General features: G+C 69.4%; 17 protein-coding genes and 9 pseudogenes. 11 read left to right on the forward strand and 15 right to left on the reverse strand.

The features are described from left to right. Positions 1–67: 67 nt before the first annotated feature. A pseudogene (qcrB, locus tag LP418_RS32085) lies at positions 68–1,718 on the forward strand (cytochrome bc1 complex cytochrome b subunit). Positions 1,719–1,986: 268 nt separating this feature from the next. On the opposite strand, the gene LP418_RS01085 reads toward qcrB, so the two are convergent. From LP418_RS01085 to ctaC, 4 genes and pseudogenes are all read right to left on the reverse strand, one after another. Continuing rightward, positions 1,987–3,021 (reverse strand): L,D-transpeptidase, encoded by a 1,035-nt coding sequence (locus LP418_RS01085; protein WP_257954923.1) that lies wholly within the window; start codon positions 3,019–3,021, stop codon positions 1,987–1,989. A gap of 277 nt (positions 3,022–3,298) precedes the next feature. After that, positions 3,299–3,652: a cytochrome c oxidase subunit 4 gene (locus LP418_RS01090; protein WP_336275874.1), complete on the reverse strand. Its 354-nt coding sequence runs from the start codon at positions 3,650–3,652 to the stop codon at positions 3,299–3,301. A gap of 42 nt (positions 3,653–3,694) precedes the next feature. Continuing rightward, positions 3,695–5,442 (reverse strand): annotated as a pseudogene (gene ctaD, locus LP418_RS01095) (aa3-type cytochrome oxidase subunit I). 175 nt (positions 5,443–5,617) lie between these two features. Next, positions 5,618–6,307 (reverse strand): annotated as a pseudogene (ctaC, locus tag LP418_RS01100) (aa3-type cytochrome oxidase subunit II); the annotation flags it as partial. Between the two features lie 203 nt (positions 6,308–6,510). On the opposite strand from ctaC, the gene LP418_RS01105 reads away from it, so the two are divergent. The 3 genes from LP418_RS01105 to LP418_RS01115 are packed head-to-tail and all read left to right on the forward strand — an operon-like array spanning position 6,511 to position 7,840. Further along, a complete protein-coding gene (locus LP418_RS01105) occupies positions 6,511–6,702 on the forward strand; it encodes a hypothetical protein (RefSeq protein ID WP_257954924.1) in 192 nt (63 codons plus the stop codon). After that, positions 6,699–7,607 (forward strand): cysteine desulfurase family protein, encoded by a 909-nt coding sequence (locus LP418_RS01110; protein WP_257954925.1) that lies wholly within the window; start codon positions 6,699–6,701, stop codon positions 7,605–7,607. Before LP418_RS01105 ends, LP418_RS01110 begins: the two co-directional genes overlap by 4 nt. Beyond that, positions 7,607–7,840 carry a sulfurtransferase TusA family protein gene (locus LP418_RS01115; protein WP_257954926.1) on the forward strand — a complete coding sequence of 78 codons (234 nt, stop codon included), beginning with the start codon at positions 7,607–7,609 and terminating at the stop codon, positions 7,838–7,840. Before LP418_RS01110 ends, LP418_RS01115 begins: the two co-directional genes overlap by 1 nt. Before the next feature lie 57 nt (positions 7,841–7,897). On the opposite strand, the gene LP418_RS01120 is transcribed toward LP418_RS01115, so the two are convergent. The 8 genes and pseudogenes from LP418_RS01120 to LP418_RS01155 form a co-directional block, all read right to left on the reverse strand. Then, complete coding sequence (locus LP418_RS01120; protein WP_257954927.1) at positions 7,898–8,842, reverse strand: carbohydrate kinase family protein; 945 nt, start codon at positions 8,840–8,842, stop codon at positions 7,898–7,900. Between the two features lie 575 nt (positions 8,843–9,417). Continuing rightward, a pseudogene (gene erpA / locus LP418_RS01125) lies at positions 9,418–9,778 on the reverse strand (iron-sulfur cluster insertion protein ErpA). Between the two features lie 295 nt (positions 9,779–10,073). Further along, entirely contained in the window at positions 10,074–11,030 is a 957-nt protein-coding gene (locus LP418_RS01130; protein WP_257954928.1) for a hypothetical protein, read from the reverse strand. Positions 11,031–11,462: 432 nt separating this feature from the next. After that, positions 11,463–11,843, reverse strand: coding sequence for a glycerate kinase (locus tag LP418_RS01135; RefSeq protein ID WP_257956857.1), 381 nt, complete (start codon positions 11,841–11,843; stop codon positions 11,463–11,465). Continuing rightward, positions 11,803–12,555: pseudogene (locus tag LP418_RS01140) on the reverse strand (glycerate kinase family protein); the annotation flags it as partial. The gene LP418_RS01135 and the pseudogene LP418_RS01140, both read right to left, overlap by 41 nt. Before the next feature lie 24 nt (positions 12,556–12,579). Then, positions 12,580–12,846, reverse strand: a complete 267-nt coding sequence (locus tag LP418_RS01145) for a response regulator transcription factor (protein ID WP_257954929.1) — start codon at positions 12,844–12,846, stop codon at positions 12,580–12,582. Positions 12,847–12,904: 58 nt separating this feature from the next. Further along, a pseudogene (locus LP418_RS01150) lies at positions 12,905–14,131 on the reverse strand (HD-GYP domain-containing protein); the annotation flags it as partial. After that, on the reverse strand, positions 14,128–14,403 hold the full coding sequence (locus LP418_RS01155) for a hypothetical protein (RefSeq protein WP_257954931.1): 276 nt from the start codon (positions 14,401–14,403) through the stop codon (positions 14,128–14,130). The pseudogene LP418_RS01150 and the gene LP418_RS01155, both read right to left, overlap by 4 nt. Before the next feature lie 10 nt (positions 14,404–14,413). Here LP418_RS01155 and LP418_RS01160 point away from each other — a divergent pair, with 10 nt between their 5' ends. From LP418_RS01160 to LP418_RS29725, 7 genes and pseudogenes are all read left to right on the forward strand, one after another. Beyond that, the gene (locus LP418_RS01160; RefSeq protein WP_257954932.1) at positions 14,414–14,575 is read left to right on the forward strand and encodes a hypothetical protein; all 162 of its coding nucleotides are present in this window, start codon (positions 14,414–14,416) and stop codon (positions 14,573–14,575) included. Between the two features lie 364 nt (positions 14,576–14,939). Then, positions 14,940–15,827 (forward strand): GNAT family N-acetyltransferase, encoded by an 888-nt coding sequence (locus LP418_RS01165; protein ID WP_257954933.1) that lies wholly within the window; start codon positions 14,940–14,942, stop codon positions 15,825–15,827. Between the two features lie 179 nt (positions 15,828–16,006). Continuing rightward, positions 16,007–16,354: pseudogene (nadA, locus tag LP418_RS01170) on the forward strand (quinolinate synthase NadA); the annotation flags it as partial. A 112-nt stretch (positions 16,355–16,466) separates the two neighbouring features. Next, positions 16,467–16,556: pseudogene (locus tag LP418_RS01175) on the forward strand (hypothetical protein); the annotation flags it as partial. Positions 16,557–16,722: 166 nt separating this feature from the next. Further along, positions 16,723–17,181 carry a quinolinate synthase NadA gene (gene nadA, locus LP418_RS01180; protein ID WP_257954934.1) on the forward strand — a complete coding sequence of 153 codons (459 nt, stop codon included), beginning with the start codon at positions 16,723–16,725 and terminating at the stop codon, positions 17,179–17,181. After that, positions 17,174–17,356: a hypothetical protein gene (locus tag LP418_RS29720; protein WP_272496304.1), complete on the forward strand. Its 183-nt coding sequence runs from the start codon at positions 17,174–17,176 to the stop codon at positions 17,354–17,356. The genes nadA (LP418_RS01180) and LP418_RS29720 overlap by 8 nt, the downstream gene beginning before the upstream one ends. Beyond that, the gene (locus LP418_RS29725; protein ID WP_272496305.1) at positions 17,350–17,523 is read left to right on the forward strand and encodes a PhnA domain-containing protein; all 174 of its coding nucleotides are present in this window, start codon (positions 17,350–17,352) and stop codon (positions 17,521–17,523) included. The genes LP418_RS29720 and LP418_RS29725 overlap by 7 nt, the downstream gene beginning before the upstream one ends. 6 nt (positions 17,524–17,529) lie before the next feature. Here the strand turns inward: LP418_RS29725 and LP418_RS01190 are convergent, their stop codons facing one another. From LP418_RS01190 to pspAB (LP418_RS32090), 3 genes and pseudogenes are all read right to left on the reverse strand, one after another. Beyond that, on the reverse strand, positions 17,530–17,760 hold the full coding sequence (locus tag LP418_RS01190; RefSeq protein WP_257954935.1) for a hypothetical protein: 231 nt from the start codon (positions 17,758–17,760) through the stop codon (positions 17,530–17,532). Beyond that, entirely contained in the window at positions 17,757–18,044 is a 288-nt protein-coding gene (gene pspAB, locus LP418_RS01195; protein ID WP_257954936.1) for a PspA-associated protein PspAB, read from the reverse strand. The genes LP418_RS01190 and pspAB (LP418_RS01195) overlap by 4 nt, the downstream gene beginning before the upstream one ends. Before the next feature lie 91 nt (positions 18,045–18,135). Next, positions 18,136–18,327: pseudogene (gene pspAB, locus LP418_RS32090) on the reverse strand (PspA-associated protein PspAB); the annotation flags it as partial.

An 18,327-nucleotide genomic window follows, 5' to 3' on the forward strand; every position in this document is an offset into this window, starting at 1 on the left:
GCCACCGCGGCGACGGCCTCCAAGCCGTCCAGGGATCGGCGGCGTGGCCAACTGGGCCGACGAGCGCATGGGCCCGGCCTCCGCCGGCAAGAAGCAGATCCGCAAGGTCTTCCCCGACCACTGGTCCTTCATGCTGGGCGAGATCGCCCTGTGGAGCTTCGTGGTCCTCCTGCTCACGGGCATCTTCCTCTCGCTGTGGTTCACGCCGAGCATGGGCGAGGTCCACTACGAGGGCTCCTACGACCAGCTCCGCGGCATCGAGATGTCGGAGGCCATGGCCTCCACGCTCAACATCTCCTTCGACGTCCGCGGCGGCCTGCTGATGCGCCAGATGCACCACTGGGCGGCGATGCTGTTCGTCGCCGCGATGATGGTGCACCTGCTGCGCGTCGCCTTCACCGGCGCCTTCCGCAAGCCGCGTGAGGTCAACTGGGTCATCGGCTGCCTGCTGCTGCTCCTCGGCACGCTCGAGGGCTTCACCGGCTACTCACTGCCCGACGACCTGCTCTCCGGCACCGGCGTCCGCGCCGCGGACGGCTTCTTGAAGGCCACCCCGGTCGTCGGCAGCTACATGTCGTTCTTCCTCTTCGGCGGCGAGTTCCCCGGCGAGGCGATCATCCCGCGTCTCTACATCATCCACGTGCTGTTGATCCCCGGCCTGCTGCTCGGCCTGATCGCCGCGCACATGCTGCTGCTCGTCTACCACAAGCACACCCAGTGGCCCGGGCCCGGTCGCACCGAGGACAACGTCGTCGGTTTCCCCGATGCTCCCGGTCTACGCCGCCAAGGCTGGCGGATTCTTCTTCATCGTCTTCGGCGTCACCGCGATCATGGGTGGCCTGCTGTCGATCAACCCGGTCTGGAAGTTCGGCCCCCTACGACCCGACCAAGGTCACCGCGGGCTCCTGCAGCCTGACTGGTACATGGGCTGGCCCGACGGACTGCTGCGGATCATGCCCGGCTGGGAGTCGGTGATCTTCGGTTACACGATCTCGTGGAACGTGATGATCCCGATCCTGATCGTGCCGCCGATGATGCTGACGATCCTGATCCTGCTGCCCTTCATCGAGGGCTGGATCACCGGCGACAAGCGCGAGCACCACCTGCTCCAGCGCCCGCGCAACGCGCCGACCCGCACGGCCGTCATGGTGTCCCTGATGACGTTCTACGGCCTCACTCGGGCCGCGGGCGGCAACGACATCATCGCGATCAAGTTCCACGCGAGCATCAACCACATCACCTACTTCATGCGGGTGGCGGTGTTCGTCGGACCGGCGATCGCCTTCTTCGTGACGCGTCGCTGGTGCATCTCGCTCCAGCGCCACGACAACGAGAAGCTGCTCCACGGCTACGAGACCGGCGTCATCATGCGGTCGGCGGAGGGTGGCTACTCCGAGCGGCACCTGCCGATCAGCGAGGCCTCGGCCTACACCCTCACCGCGCGTGGACGCGACGAGATCTACACCGTCGACGGTGACACCGACGCCAACGGCGTCGTGGCTCCGGGCTCCCGGGTCCGGGCCGCGCGGGCCGCGTTGTCGGAGAAGATGTTCGGCCACAACGTCCAGAAGCCGACCGCAGAGGAGCTCGAGGAGGCGCACCACCACGCCGAGCACGAGCACGCCCTCGAGGCCGGCCTCGACCACCCGGCCGACGGACACCAGTTCGACGGCCACAGCGACCACACGGTCGACGAGGCCCCGCTCCGCGGACACTGATCCACAGCACCACCGAACGAAGGGCCCCGGATCCGGGATCCGGGGCCCTTCGTTGTTCAGTGGCGGCAGATTGCAATCGCTGCGCCGAGGGTGGCGGCAGACAGCACACCCAACGGCCCGCGTGAAGGTGAAGTGCCGCCACCCACCACGACTGCCTGCGATGTGCCGCCACCCACCACGACTGCCTGCGATGTGCCGCCACCCACCTCAACAACCTGCGATGTGCCGCCACCCACGGGCAGCCACGGGTGCCCGCAGGACAACCCGGTCAGGACAGCGCGGAGCCGCTCTTGTACGTCGCGAAGTCGGTGTTCCAGTCGCCGTACCCGTTCTCCAGCGTCATCGCCCGGTCGGTGCCCGTGTATTCGACGACGTCGCCGCGCTTGGTCATCGCGTAGAGCCGGGCTGCGTTGTCGGTCGACATGCCGGTGCAGCCGTGCGAGACGTTGGCGTAGCCCTGCGAGCCGACGGACCGGGGCGCGGCATGGATGAACTCGCCGGTGTCGGTCAACCGCATCGCCCACTGGACATCATCGATGTCGTAGGCCTCGGGATCGGTGCTGGCGATGCCCACGGTCTCGGAGTTCATCCGCTTGACGGCGAACTTCTCGCTGATCACCTTCGTGCCCGAACGGGTCGTGAACCCGGCCTTGCCCGTCGTGATCGGGATCGTGCGGAGCAGCTCGCCGTTGGAGAAGACCTGCATCTGGTGGGTCTGGGCGTTGACCTTGTAGACGTTGGCGTCACCGATGTGGAAGTCGACGACCCGGCTCTCCCGGCCATAGATGCCGTTGCCGGCCGGGATCGAGTTGAGGTCGAGGGAGACCGAGACGTCGGTGCCGGCCTGCCAGTAGGTCTGGGGGCGGTAGCGCACACGGTAGTCGTTGAACCAGTGCCGGGCGCCAACCTGCGCGGGCGTGCTGGTGACGGTCATGTGCTGCTCGAACGCACGCTTGTTCTGCACCGGCAGGTCGAAGGAAACGACCACCGGCATCCCGACGCCGACGGTCTCGCCGGACAGGGGCGCGACGGACGGGTAGGCCTGCTGGTCGAGGGTGAGGTCCTCGGTGTGGAACCTCAGGACCTTCGTCACCTCCGCGCCGTCGTTGCGCTCGGCACGGGCCTTGGCGACGTAGTCGGTGCCCGGCTCGAGGCGGGACGTGAGCGTCCACTGGCTGCCGTTGCGCTCGCCGTCCAGCAACGTGTCGTCGCCGGCCGTGAGCGTGACAGTCTTCAGGTCGCCGTCGGCGAGGGTGAACCTCAGCGGCTGCGCGGATGCGTACGGCGCCCGGGTCCGCCGCACTGGCGGTGAGCTTCACCGGGACGATGGGAGCAGCCTGCTCGCCCTCGGAGGAACCAGACCCGCCGGTGACCTCGTCGAGGCCCTCCGCCGCGTCGCAGGCGGCCAAGGACAGCGTCAGCAGGAGCGATGCCCCGATGACGCGAAGACGTGCAGACATGCGGACTACCCCCGTGAAGACCAACGATCGGTCTTCAGGGTAACCCCGGGCCGGGGACGCGACCCACTTCCGGACCCCGCGCAGGCCGTGGACTTCGTCACGGCCGCGCGGCGGAGTGCGTCAGTGCGCGTGCTCCCCGCGGTAGTACTCGAAGATCCAGCCGCTCAAGGTCACCATTCCGATGACGCCACCGATGATGAAGAGCCACCACGCGGCCATCGCGGTCGCGAAGACCACGGTGCCCAGCGCCATCGCGCACCACAGCGGCCACCGGGAGTAGGGCGGGAAGAAGCCCAGCTCGCCGGCGCCGTCCGCGATCTCGCCGTCCTTGCGGTCCTCGGGGCGAGGGTCCATCCGGGCGGCGTGCACGCCGAGGTAGAGCGAGACCATCAGCGTCAGCAAGGTGGTCATCGTCAGGGCCGACGTGCCGGTCCAGTCACCCGTGATCAGCCAGTAGGCCGGGGTGACGAGCACCCGGGAAGACCGTGCAGATGACGAAGAGCCGGGTTTCGTGCTTCATCGGGCGTCTCCATCGGTCTCGTCCGGGCGGTCGTTGAGCATCTGTTCGCGACCCTCCACGTCGGGGGCGTCGGCCGGGTCACCACGGCGCTCGGCGTCGTTCTCGTGCAGCTCGAGCATCGCGATCTCCGGGTGGTGCAGGTCGAAGGCCGGCGACTCGGAGCGGATGCGCGGGATGGACACGAAGTTGTGGCGCGGCGGCGGCGAGCTGGTCGCCCACTCCAGCGAACGGCCCCAGCCCCACGGGTCGTCGGTGTTGACGAGCGGCGCGTTGCGGGAGACGAACACGTTGTAGAGGAACGGCAGCGTCGAGGCACCGAGCAGGAACGCACCGATCGTCGACACTGGTTGAGCGAGGTGAATCCGTCCTCGGGCAGGTAGTCGGCGTAGCGACGCGGCATGCCCTCCACCCCGAGCCAGTGCTGGACCGGGAAGGTGGTGTGGAAGCCGACGAACAGCAGCCAGAAGTGCAGCTTGCCGAGGCGCTCGTTGAGCATCCGACCAGTCATCTTCGGCCACCAGAAGTAGAACCCGGCGAACATCGCGAACACCACGGTGCCGAAGACGACGTAGTGGAAGTGGGCGACCACGAAGTAGGAGTCGGAGACGTGGAAGTCGAGCGGAGGGCTGGCCAGGATGACACCGGTCAGGCCACCGAACAGGAAGGTCGTGAGGAAGCCGACCGACCACAGCATGGGGGTGTCGAAGGACAGAGATCCCCCCCACATCGTGCCGATCCAGTTGAAGAACTTCACACCTGTTGGTACGGCGATGAGGAATGTCATGCCGGAGAAGAACGGCAGGTCCACGGCGCCCGTGACGAACATGTGGTGCGCCCACACGGCGACCGAGAGGATCGCGATGCCGAGCGTGGCGCCGACCGGGCCGACGTAGCCGAAGAGCGGCTTGCGGCTGAAGACCGGAAGGATCTCGGACACGATGCCGAAGAACGGCAGCGCGATGATGTAGACCTCCGGGTGCCCGAAGAACCAGAAGAGGTGCTGCCACAGGATCGGCCCGCCGTGGACGGGGTCGAAGACGTGGGCGCCGAAGAGTCGGTCCGCCTCGAGCGAGAGCAGCGCGCCGGCGAGGATCGGGAACGCGATCAGCACGAGCAGCGACGTGATCAGCGTGTTCCACACGAAGATCGGCATCCGGAACATGGTCATGCCGGGTGCGCGCATGCAGATGATCGTGGTGATGAAGTTGACCGCACCGAGGATCGTGCCGAGACCGGCCATCCACAGGCCCATGATCCACAGGTCACCACCGACGCCGGGCGAACGCACCGCGTCGGAGAGCGGGGTGTAGGCGAACCAGCCGAAGTCGGCGGCACCGGCCGGGGTCAGGAAGCCGGAGGCGGCGATCAGCCCACCGAAGAGGAACAGCCAGTAGCTGAACATGTTCAGGCGCGGGAACGCGACATCGGGCGAGCCGATCTGCAGCGGCATGATCACGTTGCCGAAGCCGAAGAACAGCGGGGTCGCGAACAGCAGCAGCATGATCGTGCCGTGCATCGTGAACAGCTGGTTGTAGAGCTCGTCGTTGACGACTCGGTTGCCCGGGAACGCCAGCTCGGAACGGATCAGCATGGCCATCAGGCCGCCGACCATGAACCACGCGAACGAGGTGATGAGGTACATCTTGCCGATCAGCTTGTGATCGGTCGTGGTCATGATCCTGACCAGCTGCTGGCCCAGTGGCTTGCGCACTGGAGCGGTCGTGGATGCAGTCGCGGTGCTCACTCGTGGCCCCCTTCAACGGTGTCAGATTCTTCGGGGTCGTCGAGTCCGGCCCGGGTGCGGGCATTGGCGCCGCCGAGCAGCGGGGTGTCGGACTCGGCACCCTGCTCGGCCAGTCGGCGAGGTAGGCGTCGTAGTCAGCCCGGCTGACCACCTTGACGTCGAAGAGCATCCGCGAGTGGTCGACACCGCAGAGCTCGAAGCACTTGCCCTTGTAGTCACCGATCACGGTGGGCGTGGCTCGGAACTTGTTGATCCGGCCGGGCACGACGTCCATCTTCATCAGGAAGGAGTCGATGCCGAACGAGTGGATGACGTCGGGCGAGTGCAGGTTGAACTGGACCGTCTGGTCGACCGGCAGCACCAGCGTCGGGCGGTTGACACCGTCGCCGACGACGTAGACGTAGTCGTCGTAGCGGTAGTCGTTGTCGGTGTAGGTGGGCGTGGCCGGGCCGGTGGCCTCGCCGACGCCGTAGTTGAACGTCCACTGCCACTGCTGGCCGACGACCTCGATCGTCACGTCGGGCTCGGGCTCGATCTCGATCAGCTTGTTCTGGACGTTGACGGTCCAGTAGAAGAAGACGATCACCATCATGATCGGCGCGATCGTGTAGAAGATCTCGAGCGGCAGGTTGTAGCGCGTCTGCACCGGGATCTCGTCGTCGCTGCGGCGGCGGAACCGCGCCATGACCCAGAAGATCAGGCCCCAGACGATGACGCCGGTGATCATGGCGGCGACCCAAGCCCACTTCCACAGCTCAAAGGTGTGGGGCGCTTGCGCGGTGGCAGGCTCAGGCATCGCAAGTCGCGCGATCTGGTCCTTGTCAGTGGCATCGCATGCGCTCAGGAAGAGCAGGGTGGCCGCCATCAGCACACCCCGTGGCCAGCCTGCGCATCGGCGCGGCTGCACGCTTGGGGAGTTGCAGACCCACGAACGAGCCTCTCTCTAGGTCCAGTCTCGACACCTGCGAAGACTATCGTCATTCGCGCCCGGTGGCGGTGGCGGGTCGGGTGTCGCGCCGCACACGTCGTCGCCGGCGCCGATCACCGTCGATGGTCTACGTTCGGCCCGTGAGCAAGGATCTGGACGCCGCGTCCTCGACGCCCTTGCACCCGGCGGCGCGCGAGGCCTTCCTCGCCGCGCTCGACCGGGGGTACGCCGACCCGCGCCGCTTGCACGCAGCCGCCCGTGACGCCCGGCTGCTGCTGGACAACGCGCGCAGGCCACGGCCGACGCCCTCGCCGTACGACCCGACGAGGTGACCTTCACCGCGACCGGGACCGAGGCCGTCCACCGCGGACTGCTCGGCTCGGCCTACCGCGGGCTGCGCGACGGGTTGCCGATCGCGCACACGGCCGTCGAGCACTCCGCCGTGCTGCACGCGGCCCGGTGGGGTGGCACTCCCCTGCCGATCCCCGTCGATATCCTCGGCCGCCTCGTGCCGGACGACGTCCCCTCCGCGGCTGCTGTCGTCGCCGTACAGAGTGCCAATCACGAGGTCGGCACGCTCCAGCCGGTGGCGTCGGTGTCCGAGCAGACGCCAGCGCCGATCTTCATGGACGCGTGCGCGTCGATGGGGCGGCTCCCGCTGCCCGACGGCTGGGCCGCCGCGGCCGGCTCCGCGCACAAGTGGGGCGGCCCGGCCGGCGTCGGCGTGCTGCTGGTGCGCAAGGGAGCGCGGTGGCGCAACCCCTTCCCCGCCGATGACCGGGTCGACGAGCGCACCGCCGGGTTCGAGAACGTCCCCGCCATCCCGGCCGCCGCCGCCTCGCTCCGGGCCGTGGTCGCCGAGCGCGACGACGTGAATGCTCGCCAGCACGCCCTCATCGACGTCGTGCGCGCCCGGGTCGCGGCCGAGGTGCCCGACGTGGAGGTCGTCGGCGACCCCGCCGACCGGCTCCCCCACCTCGTGACCTTTTCCTGCCTGTACGTCGACGGCGAGGCGCTGGTCCACGAGCTGGACCGTCGCGGCCTCGGGATCGCGAGCGGGTCGGCGTGCACGTCCTCGACGCTCGCGCCCAGTCACGTCCCGGAGGCGATGGGCGTGCTCACCCACGGCAACGTGCGGCTCGCGCTGCAACGTGACGCGACGCGCGCCGACGTGGACGCCTTCTGCGACGTGCTGCCCGAGGTCGTGCGTTCGATCCGCGCCCGGGTGGGGCTGTGATGGAGCCGCTCCTCGAGCTCGACTGTCGCGACCTCCGTTGCCCGATGCCGGTGATCGAGCTCGCCAAGCACCTGACCGACGTGCCCGTCGGGGAGCTCATCGGCGTCGTCGCGCACGATGTCGCGGCCCGGGTCGACGTACCGGCGTGGTGTCGCCTGCGTGAGCAGGAGTACGCCGGTGAGGACACCGCGTCCGACGGCGCGCCCAGATTTCTGGTGCGCCGGCTCACGTAACCGCTGGTTGAGCAGCGAGCGCCAGCGAGCGTGTCGAAACTCGAGGACCGGGTTTCGTCAGGGATGCAGCGTGACGAGGTGCGGCTCGAAGTCCGCGGTCGCGTCGGCGCCGTACGTCGCGGTGCAGCGCTCCGGGAACGCGGCCCGCGACAGGACGTACTCTCGGGTGCCGACCTGCTCGACGACGTAGACCGCGAGCAGGCAGCCGAGCTGCGCCGCGCGCTCGTTGGACAGGCCCCAGCCGAGGGCGGCCGGGAAGCCCGCGCGGAACGCGTCGCCGACGCCGGTCGGCTCGACCTTCTCGATCTCGGGCACGGCGGCGACGACGATCGACTCCTCGCCCCGGCGGTCGATGCGGACCCCCGCGGCGCCGAGCGTGACGACCCGGGTGCCGACGCGCGAGAGCACCTCGGCGGCGGACCAGCCGGTCTTCTGGGTGATCAGGTTGGCCTCGTACTCGTTGGAGAAGAGGATCTCGGCGCCGTCGATGAGCGGGCGGATCATCTCGCCGTCGCCGAAGGCCAGCTGCTGGGACGGGTCGGCGACGAACTTGTAGCCGCGCTGGCGGCACTCGTCGGTGTGGCGGAGCATGCCCTGCGGGTCGTCCGGGCCGATGAGGACGTAGTCGGGGGCGCCGACGCGGTCGACGATCGGCTTCAGCTCGATCTCGCGGGCCTCGCTCATGGCGCCGGCGTAGAAGCTGGCGATCTGGGCGTGCGAGCTGTCGTTGGTGCAGACGAAGCGCGCGGTGTGACGCGTCTCGGAGACGTGCACCGAGTCGCAGTCGACGTTGTGGCGCTCGAGCCGGGCGCGGTACTCCGCGAAGTCCTCACCGACGGCACCGACGAGGACGGGCGTCAGGCCGAGGTTGCCGAGGCCGAAGCAGATGTTGGCGGCGCAGCCACCGCGGCGTACCTCGAGGTCCTCGACCGGGAAGGAGACCGACAGCTTGTCGAGCTGGTCGACCACCGGGCTGTCGGAGAACTTGCCCGGGAATGACATCAGATGGTCGGTCGCGATGGAACCGGCAATGAGAAGAGGCACGGCGGCAGGCTACCCGCGCTCTCGCCAGCATCTGCATTTCCGGGACGCGGGAAACTACCAATGGGTACGATTCGGGCTACCAATCAGTAGCCGTTAGCGTCGATTTCATGACGACTCGCAGCCCCGCCTCGCACCCGGTTCACGACGAGCTCGCACCAGCGCCCGAGATGGCCGCGGACTGTCGCGCCGCCGGCGCCAACCTCCACCTCGAGCGCGCCGCGCGTGCTGCGGTCAACACCCCGCCGAGCATCGCCTTCGATGACTTCCCCGACCGACGTCCCCAAGCGCGAGATCCGGGTGAGCGAAGCCGCCGCCCGGATCGCCAACGCGCTCCACCTGCATCTCGACTAACCCTCCCGGGTGTCGAGACATGGCAAAGGCCCCCGTCCTCCCGGCGGGGGCCTTTGTGCGTCCTGATGCAATGACTGCTGTTTCGTCAGCAACTGGGTTTCGACACGCTCCGTCGCGACTTCGTTCCTCAGCCGCGGTCGCTGCTCAACCACCGATGATCGCGCCCGCTGGCGCGGTCGCGATCAGTGGAACGAGTCTCCGCACGCGCACGAACCCGTGGCGTTGGGGTTGTCGATCGTGAAGCCCTGCTTCTCGATCGAGTCGACGAAGTCGATCTGGGCACCGTTGAGGTAGGGGACGCTCATCCGGTCGACGACGACGGTCACGCCATCGAAGTCGGTGGTGACGTCGCCGTCCGGGGTGCGCTCGTCGAAGAAGAGCTGGTAGCGCAGGCCGGAGCAGCCACCGGGCTGCACGGAGATGCGCAGGGCCGTCGTCGCGACCCTCCTGCTCGAGAAGGCTCTTGATCTTCGACGAAGCGACATCGCTCAGGTTGATCTGGTCAAGGCGGCGGTCGGTGGTCGTCTCGAGCTGCTCGGTCATTGGTGCTCCCAAAAGATTGTCGGGCGGTTGCCTGCCTCAATGGTCGCACATCGTGGGTTATTCCCCGACCCGATGTGACGAGTCCGGATAGCCACGCCCGCAGGTCCGACATCCGGGTCGGCCCGCCTGACGGCGTGTGCCCGGTGCCGCGGGGTGGCGGCACATCGCACCCTTGGCCCGGTTGGTGGCGGCACATCGCGAATCCTCGTCGCCGTTGCAGCTGCAATCTGCCGCCCCCTTCTAAGGAACCAGTGGGAAGGTGGCGGCACATTGCGGATCCATTGGCCGTACGGCGTCAGGCGCCGCCACCACGCCGGCGAGGCGGGCAGGTGGGTACTCGCTCGAGGAAGGCCGCGCGTCCGGATGGGAAATACAGGGATTGGCGAATCAGCTCGACCCACGGCCGGATGCGGAGCGGGTCATGCTGTCGGCCGACGGCTCGATCCATGTCCTCCAACACCGGGACCGATCGGTGCAGCAGGTCCCCCAGCGTGTAGCCACGGCGAACGTGACCTGCCTTGTCGATCCGACGACTTCGTTGGAGGTCCTTCACACGTCGGGGCGCCTTTTCGTGCTCGTCGCCGTCGTACTCATGGTGGGAGGTCGTCCCCACCAGCCAGATGTCGGTCCGCGCGATCTCGACGCCGTTCTCGTCCACCGGGATGCACTGTGTCTCGACCTCGACGTCGCACCAGACGTGCAGCAGTCTCAGCAGCGTCTCGGGAAGCGACTCCGCACCCCCGTCCACGAGCGGTAGCGCCGCTCGCAACGCACGCGCCCCCGGCCTGCGCGTACGACTGATCCTCACCAACTCGTCAAGGTCTACGAGCCCGCGGTGCAGGGCGTTGTCGATGACCAACACGAGGTCCAGCTTGGACAACCACCTCGCCGCCGCCACCAACGCCTCGGCTGGTGTGGCTACTCGGAGTCCTCGCACAACCGCGAAGTCGACCTGCGCGATGTGGCGACTCGTGTGCACTCCGCGTCGCATCGGCCGGGGATCGTTCTTGCCCAGCGCCATGAAGACCGGGCAGCCGTCGGGGATCGGCGGCAGGGACACTCCCCAGACTTCGAGCGCAGTCAGTCCGGTGAAGCACCCGTTGCCCGTCATGAGCAGCTGCCATCCCGCCGGGTCCGGCTCCGGCCAGTGCGGGGGATGGTCGTCGGGAGGGCGTGGCGCATCCGTTCGTCGATGAACGGCGTAGGTGACGTTCTTCCACTCATTACCCCGCCGATGGCCGCGGACGGCCATCGCTTCCCGTTCTCCGTTGTGCCCGAGCGCTTGCTCCTCTGTCATGCGAACGAGGTTGGTTGGCCGCTCCGACAGTTCGACGCGACAAGGAGACGGACCTGTGGATGAGGTCCTCGCGGCGATGCCTGTGGACGGTTCCCGACCCAGACTCCGCGCGCAGGGTGGCGGCACATCGCAGTCGCGGTCGCCGTGCAGGCGCAATCTGCCGCCACCCCCGAGATCAGCACTGCTCAGGGTGGCGGCACATCGCAGTTGCGGTCGCCGTACAGCGCAATCTGCCGCCACCACCGAGATCAGCACTGCTCAGGTGGCGGCGGATCGCAGTTGCGCACCGCCCAACGGCGCAATCTGCCGCCACCACCGCGGGGCAGGCGCAATGTGCCGCCACCACCGCAGCCGGTTGAGAGCACCGGGCAGGAAGTGGGACGAACCTCAGCGGGACCAGGTGCGTGCTGTGCGCTGGGCGAGGTCGGCGAGGGAGCCGGCGGGGTCGGCGAAGGCGCGCTCCTCCCCCACGAGATCCACGAGGGAGTAGGCCGACTCGATGCCCAGCGCCCGCATCTCCCGCGACCCGACGAGCACTGGCCCGCGAGCGCGATGCACGGGGCGGAGGGCGTCGGCGGCGATCTCGGCGACACCGTGCAGGACCTTGCCGGAACGGCTGGAGAAGTCGAAGGCACCTTCGCCGGTGATGACGAGGTCGGCCCTGGCGGGCGCGTTCGGCCGGGCGGACGTGCTGGGCGACGAGGGCGATGCCGGGTTCGCGGGTGGCGCCGAGGGCGAGGAGGGCGAAGCCGATGCCGCCGGCGGCACCGGCGCCCTTCTCGAGGGAGGTACGGCGATCGGTGGCCGCCGCGAACTTCTCGAGCACGCCGTCGATCTCGACGATGCGAGCCTCGTCGATCCCCTTCTGCGGGCCGAAGGTCTTGGTGGCGCCGAAGAGGCCGGTGAGCGGGTTGTCGACGTCGGTGGCGGCGACGAGCTCGATCCCGGCCAGCCGCTCGCGCGCCGGGCCGAGGTCGACGGTCGTGACCGTGTCGAGGGCGATCGCGCCGCTGTCGAGGATGCCGTCGGACGTGGCGCCGAGCGCGGCGAGCACGCCGGCGCCGCCGTCGTTGGTGCCCGAGCCCCCGAGCCCGACCACGATCTTGCGGGCGCCGGACTCGATCGCGGCCGGGAGCAGCTCGCCCACCCCGAAGCTGTCGCCGAACTCGGCGCCGCCGTCCATCAGGTGGAGGCCGACCGCCCGGGCGGTCTCGATGTAGGCGACGTCCTCGACGAACAGGATCGTCGCCGGCACGCGTTCGCCGTGGGGCGCCTCGACGGTGACGCCGAGGAGCTCGCCTCCGAGCGCGGCGTGCAGCACGTCGACGAAGCCCGGGCCGCCGTCGGCCATGGGCGCCGGGTCGAGCGCGTCGTCAGGCGAGTGTCGCGCCCAGCCCCGGGCGATCGCGTCGCAGGCCTCGACCGCGGTCAGCGTGCCGGCGAACTTGTCAGGAGCAATCAGCACGCGCATGCCGGCCATCTTGTCGCACGCGGATCCGTCCGGTCAGGCCGGTGCGACGAGGCCGTGCTCGAGCGCGTAGAGGCTGGCTCCGACGCGGTTGGTGGCGCCGATCTTGCTGTAGGTCCGCTCGACGTGGTTGCGCACCGTCTTCTCGCTGAGCACGAGCCGGGCCGCGATGTCGCGGTTGGACAGGCCGCGAGCGACCGGGCCCGGGATCTCGACCTCGCGCGGCGTCAGCTCGCCGGCACGCCGGGTCCGCCCCCGAGGGGTGGCCGGCCACCGACAGCACGGCCTGCGCGCAGTCAGCATCGAGGGCTCCCGCAGCCACGCGGTCACGCAGCCGGGTCGCTGCCGCCTCGGGCGTGAGGGCCGACCGGTAGGGCCGGGGCTCCACGGCCGACTGGTAGGCGACCGCGGCAGCAAGCAGGCGCTCGGGCCGGCCAAGCGCCGTACCGGAAAGTCCCAAGGGGTAGCCCGAGCCGTCGACGTGCTCGTGGTGCGCGCGGGCGATCGCCGCCACTGGGGCCGGGCCCGGGATGCGGGTCAGCACGCGGTCGGTGAGGTAGGGGATGCATGCGCACGCGCTCCCACTCGGAGGCCGTGAGCTCGGCGGGCTTCGACCAGACTCGGTTGGACACCCCGATCCGGCCGACGTCGTGCAGGTGCCCGGCCCGTCGTACGGCGACGACCTCTGCGGCCGGAAGACCCGCGTGCGCCGCGGCCGCCGACGCAAGCTCGGCCACCTGCCGCGAGTGCCCGAGGGTGAACGGGCACTTGAGGTCGACGAAGTCGCCGATCGCGGTGAGCAGGTCGTCGAGCCGGGAGTCGTCCAGCCGGACCTCGGAGTCGGGGGCGATCGACAGCGCGCGTGCCGGGGGGTCGTCGCCGGCTGCCGGGAACAGGGCTTCCGCATCGGTGCTGAAGGCCTCGACGACCACCGGGTCGAGGTGTCCCCCGCGCCGGCTTCGCGCCATGGCGACCGCGCCCCGGACGCCGTACATCCGCTGGTGCACCTCGGCGACGTCGGCCAGCTGGGCGATCCGCATCTCGATCGGGATCTCCTCGCCGGAGACAGCCGCCGGGAGCCCGCCACCGTCGAACCGCTCGAACGTGGACGCCAGCGTCCGCTCGACGTCATCCCCCGGGCCCGGGTGCCGGGCCAGCGCCGCCGCCGAGGCCTGCAGTGCGAGTGGATGAGGGTCCCGAGCTGGCCCCGGGCGTCGCGCATCAGCGTCGCCATCACCCGCACCCGCTGCCCCCACGGCTCCCCGCGAGCGATGTTGCCGAGCAGGAACTTCAGGTAGGGCACGCCGGACCAGTCGACGAGGTAGGCCTCGCGGCGCACGGAGATGTCGTCCCCGAACCAGCGTGCGTACTCCTGCGAGTCCGCGTGACAGCCGATCCACATCAGCAGCGTCGTGTAGTAGACGGTCGCCTTCTGCTCGCGCGTCAGGCCGAGCCGGTCCGCCAGCCCGCAGGCGATCACCGACGAGCGGAGCATGTGCTCGGCCGGCTGCCCGAGCCCGAGGTCGATCGCCACCGACAGTCCGGCCAGCACCTCGACCCGACGAGGTAGCGGCGCGGGCGCGGTCATTGCCCCATTCTGGCGCCCGCGCCGCTCGGACGGTGCTCGATCTGCGGGGTCGGTGGCGAGAAGCGCGCCCGGCCGACGAAGAACACCCCGCGCTGCGGCAGCCAGAAGTCGCCCAACCGGGTCTGCTCGTCGAGCGGCGCCGGCTCCCCGAGATCGACGCCGCGGTACGTCGCACTCGACCCGACGACGCGCCAGACCTGCAACGGGGCGGCCTTGAAGAGCGGGCCGTTCGGCGTCGCGCCCGCGAGCCGGATCCGGCCGGTCCGCAGCATCGGTCGCGCCATGCGTCCCATCGCGCCCGGGACGGCGTTGCTGTTCCACCCGGACTCGGGCAGGACTCCGCCCATCCCGGTCATCGTCCGCGTCGCGGGCGTCGCCCCCGTCGACCCGCCAGCTCAGCTCGTCCCCGAGCCGGACGTCCATGGTGTGGTCGTCACGCCATGACACCTCGATGCCGGGGACCTGCACCGCCGCGGCCATCGAACCGAAGTAGCGCGGACACGTGAGCTCCGGGGAGCCGGTCGTGTGGATGGTCCAGCGTCCCTCGGGGTCGCGGTGCCAGATCGCGCGGTAGGCCGGCCCGACCGAGGTGGCCACGAAGTCGCGCAGAGCCGGGTAGTGGCCGGACGCGAAGGGCATGCCCATCACGCCGTACCCGATGAATCGTTCGTCGTCGCCGTCCGGGAGCCGAGGCTCGATCGCCTCGACCGCCCGGGCGTGGAGTGGTCGTTGTCATGCGTCCAGCCTCAGGGCTCGGACCGCCGGGCGCGTGAGGCAACCGCCTCACCTTTCAGGGCAGGATGGCGCCATGACCCGGGTGCTGATCCGCCCGGCCCGTGAGGCCGACCTCGAGGCGATGAGCGCCATCACGGCGACGAGCTACCACGAGGTCGACGCCCGCACCTTCCACCGGTCCCGGGCGGACCCCGAGATCAGGCCGCCGGCCCGCAACAGCAAGTGGATCGACCGCACCCGGCACACCCTCACCACCGACCCCGAGGGCTGCTGGATCGCCGAGATCGACGGCCGGGTCGTCGGCGGCGCGATCTCCCGGGTGCGCGAGCTGATGTGGATCCCGGCGTCCTTCGCGGTCACGCCCGAGTGCCGGGGGCAGGGCATCGGCAACCAGCTCCTCGCTGCGGCGATGCATCACGGCCGGGGCTGCCTGCGGGGCATGTTCGCCGCGAGCGCGGATCCGGGCGCCGTACGCCGATATCGGCTCGCGGGCTTCACGCTGCACCCCCAGATGTTCCTGACCGGAGTCGTCGACCGCGACGCGATCCCGGTCGTGGAGCGCGTCCGAGAGGGCTCGGCGAGCGACGTCGACCTGCTCAACTCGATCGACCGGCAGACCCGCGGGGCCGCGCACCTCTCCGACCACGAGGTGCTGCTCGACCAGTTCCGACTGATCGTCTGCGAGCGCAACAGCGGCTCCGCCTACGCCTACGTCGACGAAGCGGGATCACCCCACCTCGTCGCGGCCACCTCTCGGCGTACGGCGACCGACGTCATGTGGGAAGCACTCGCCTCGTCCCCGCCGGGCGAGACGGTGTCGGTGCGCCACATCACGGCAGCAAACGAGTGGGCCGTCGACGTCGGCATGGCCGCACGGATGTCGCTGCACCAGAGCGGCTACCTGTGCCTGCGGGGCATGCAACCGCCCACGCCCTACCTGCACCACGGCTCCCTTCTCTGAGCGAACTGGGCGTGTCTCCCAACCCTCGGCCGTCGCGAGCGTCGTCCGGGGCGTGCGATGGCAAGGCGGAGGAGGGAGACATGGCGGAGCCATGGCGACTGACGACAACGCAGCAAGCGTGCGTCCCGGGCGACGCGCAGCAGGCCATGGGGTTGGGAGACACGCCCTAGGATCGATGCATGACCACCATCGACCTGCCCCTGCTCCCGCTGGGCAAGGGCCGCGACGCCACCGCCGAGCGGGGCGTCGAGTGCCCGGGCGACCTGCCCGCCGCGTCCGACCCCGACCTCGTCGCCCGCGCCCGGGCCGCGAAGGCGGCGCTGGGCGAGCGCGTGTTCGTGCTCGGCCACCACTACCAGCGCGACGAGGTCATCGAGTTCGCCGACGTCACGGGTGACTCCTTCAAGCTCGCCCGCGACGCCGCCGGGCGGCCCGACGCAGAGTTCATCGTCTTCTGCGGCGTGCACTTCATGGCGGAGTCGGCCGACATCCTCACCGCCGACTCGCAGAAGGTGATCCTGCCCGACCTCGCCGCCGGCTGCTCGATGGCCGACATGGCCCGCCTCGGACAGGTCGAGGACGCCCGGGGACGCGATGGCCGATGCCGGCGTCCGGGACAGCATCGTCCCTGTCACCTACATGAACTCCTCGGCCGACATCAAGGCCTTCTGCGGCCGCAACGGCGGTGTCGTGTGCACGTCGTCCAACGCCGACGTCGCCCTCGAGTGGGCGTTCGACCAGAAGCCCGGCGCGAAGATCCTGTTCTTCCCGGACCAGCACCTCGGCCGCAACACCGCCGTGCTGAAGATGGGCCTCTCCCTCGACGACTGCGTCGTGTGGGACCCACGCCAGGGCCAACGGCGGCCTCACCACCGAGGAGCTCCAGAACGCCCGGATGATCCTGTGGAAGGGCCACTGCTCGGTGCACGGCCGCTTCACCACCGACGTGATCGACGAGCTGCGTGCCAAGCACGAGGGCATCAACATCCTCGTGCACCCCGAGTGCACGCACGAGGTCGTGCTCAAGGCCGACCTCGTCGGTTCTGACCGAGTTCATCATCAAGACCATCGAGGCCGCGGAGCCGGGCACCACACGGCGATCGGCACGGAGCTCAACTCGGTCCAACGGCTTGCCAACGCCCACCCGGACAAGAACATCGTCTTCCTCGACCGCAACGTCTGCTACTGCTCCACGATGAACCGCATCGACCTTCCCCACTTCGTCTGGGCGATGGAAAACCTCGTCGCGGGCAACGTCGTCAACCAGATCACCGTCGACGACGAGACCGAGCAGCACGCTCTGGTCGCGCTCCAGCGGATGCTCGACCTACCCGGAAAGTCCCACCGTGACTGACACCCTGCCCGCCTGCCCGTCCTGCGCTTCGCCGTACACCTATGAGATGGGCACGTTGCTGGTCTGCCCCGAGTGCGCCCACGAGTGGTCCCCCACCGAGGCCGCCGAGGCCGAAGCGGCTGCCGTCATCAAGGATGCCCACGGCACCCCCCGGCCGACGGCGACGACGTGGTGATCGTCAAGGACCTGAAGATCAAGGGCGCCGGTGGCGGCACGCTCAAGGTCGGCACCAAGGTCCGCGGCATCCGCCCGGCGCAGGGCGTCGGCGACCACGACATCGACGCGAAGGTCGACGGCTTCGGCCAGATGCAGCTCAAGTCGAGCGTCGTCAAGAAGGCCTGACGGACCTCAGTCCTCGAGCAGCGGCCGGGCCTCGGCGTTGGCCGGGAGTGTGTCGACCTCGGCCGAGAGCTTCGTCGAGCACTTGAGCACTCGCTCCATGAGGCTTGACAGGTCCTCGTTGTCGTCGGGGAGCACGTCGATGGCCAGCTCGACCGCCATCGACAGCGCGGCCGGGGTGTTGTTCAGGTCGTGGGCCGACTGCCGGGCGAAGGAGATCAGTTCATCGCGGGTGCTCACAGTCCGGGAGCCTTCCACAGGGCGAGCCATTTCTGCAGGTCTGGCTCCATCGGCAGCTCGGCCGCGAGGTGGTCACGCACGCTGATCTCGGTCAGGTTGTCGCGCTGGTCGGGGCCGGTCGGCGCAAACGCGTAGAAGGTGCCGCGCTTGTAGAGGTAGACGAGGCCGATGGTGCGACCGCCGGGCGCGGTGAAGGTGACCATCGAGCAGAGCAGGCCGGCATCGAAGCCCCGGGCCTCCGGGCTGGTGTTCACCGCGTGCAGGTCGGTGCACAGGTCCGCCATGTTGTCCGGATCGCCCTTGACGACCAGCCGAGGTGAAGCCGAAGTCGTCGCGGCTCACCTCGACCTCGGGGGCCTCGGGATCGTCCGCGATGAGCGCGGTCATCTCGTCCCGGGTCTGCGAGAACGCGGCACCCGCTGCTGAGCGGTAGCACACCGCGCCCTGCCCGGTCGGGGTGAAGCCGGCGGCCGTCTGCAGCGTGATCGCGGCACTCGGGACCGGGGAAGAGCGCGTCGAGGTTGTTCGTGACGCGCTTGGTGCGACCCCCGCACCGCGTCCAGCCAT

The sequence above is a fragment of the Nocardioides sp. B-3 genome, assembly GCF_024703895.1.
Classification (GTDB): Bacteria; Actinomycetota; Actinomycetes; order Propionibacteriales; family Nocardioidaceae; genus Nocardioides.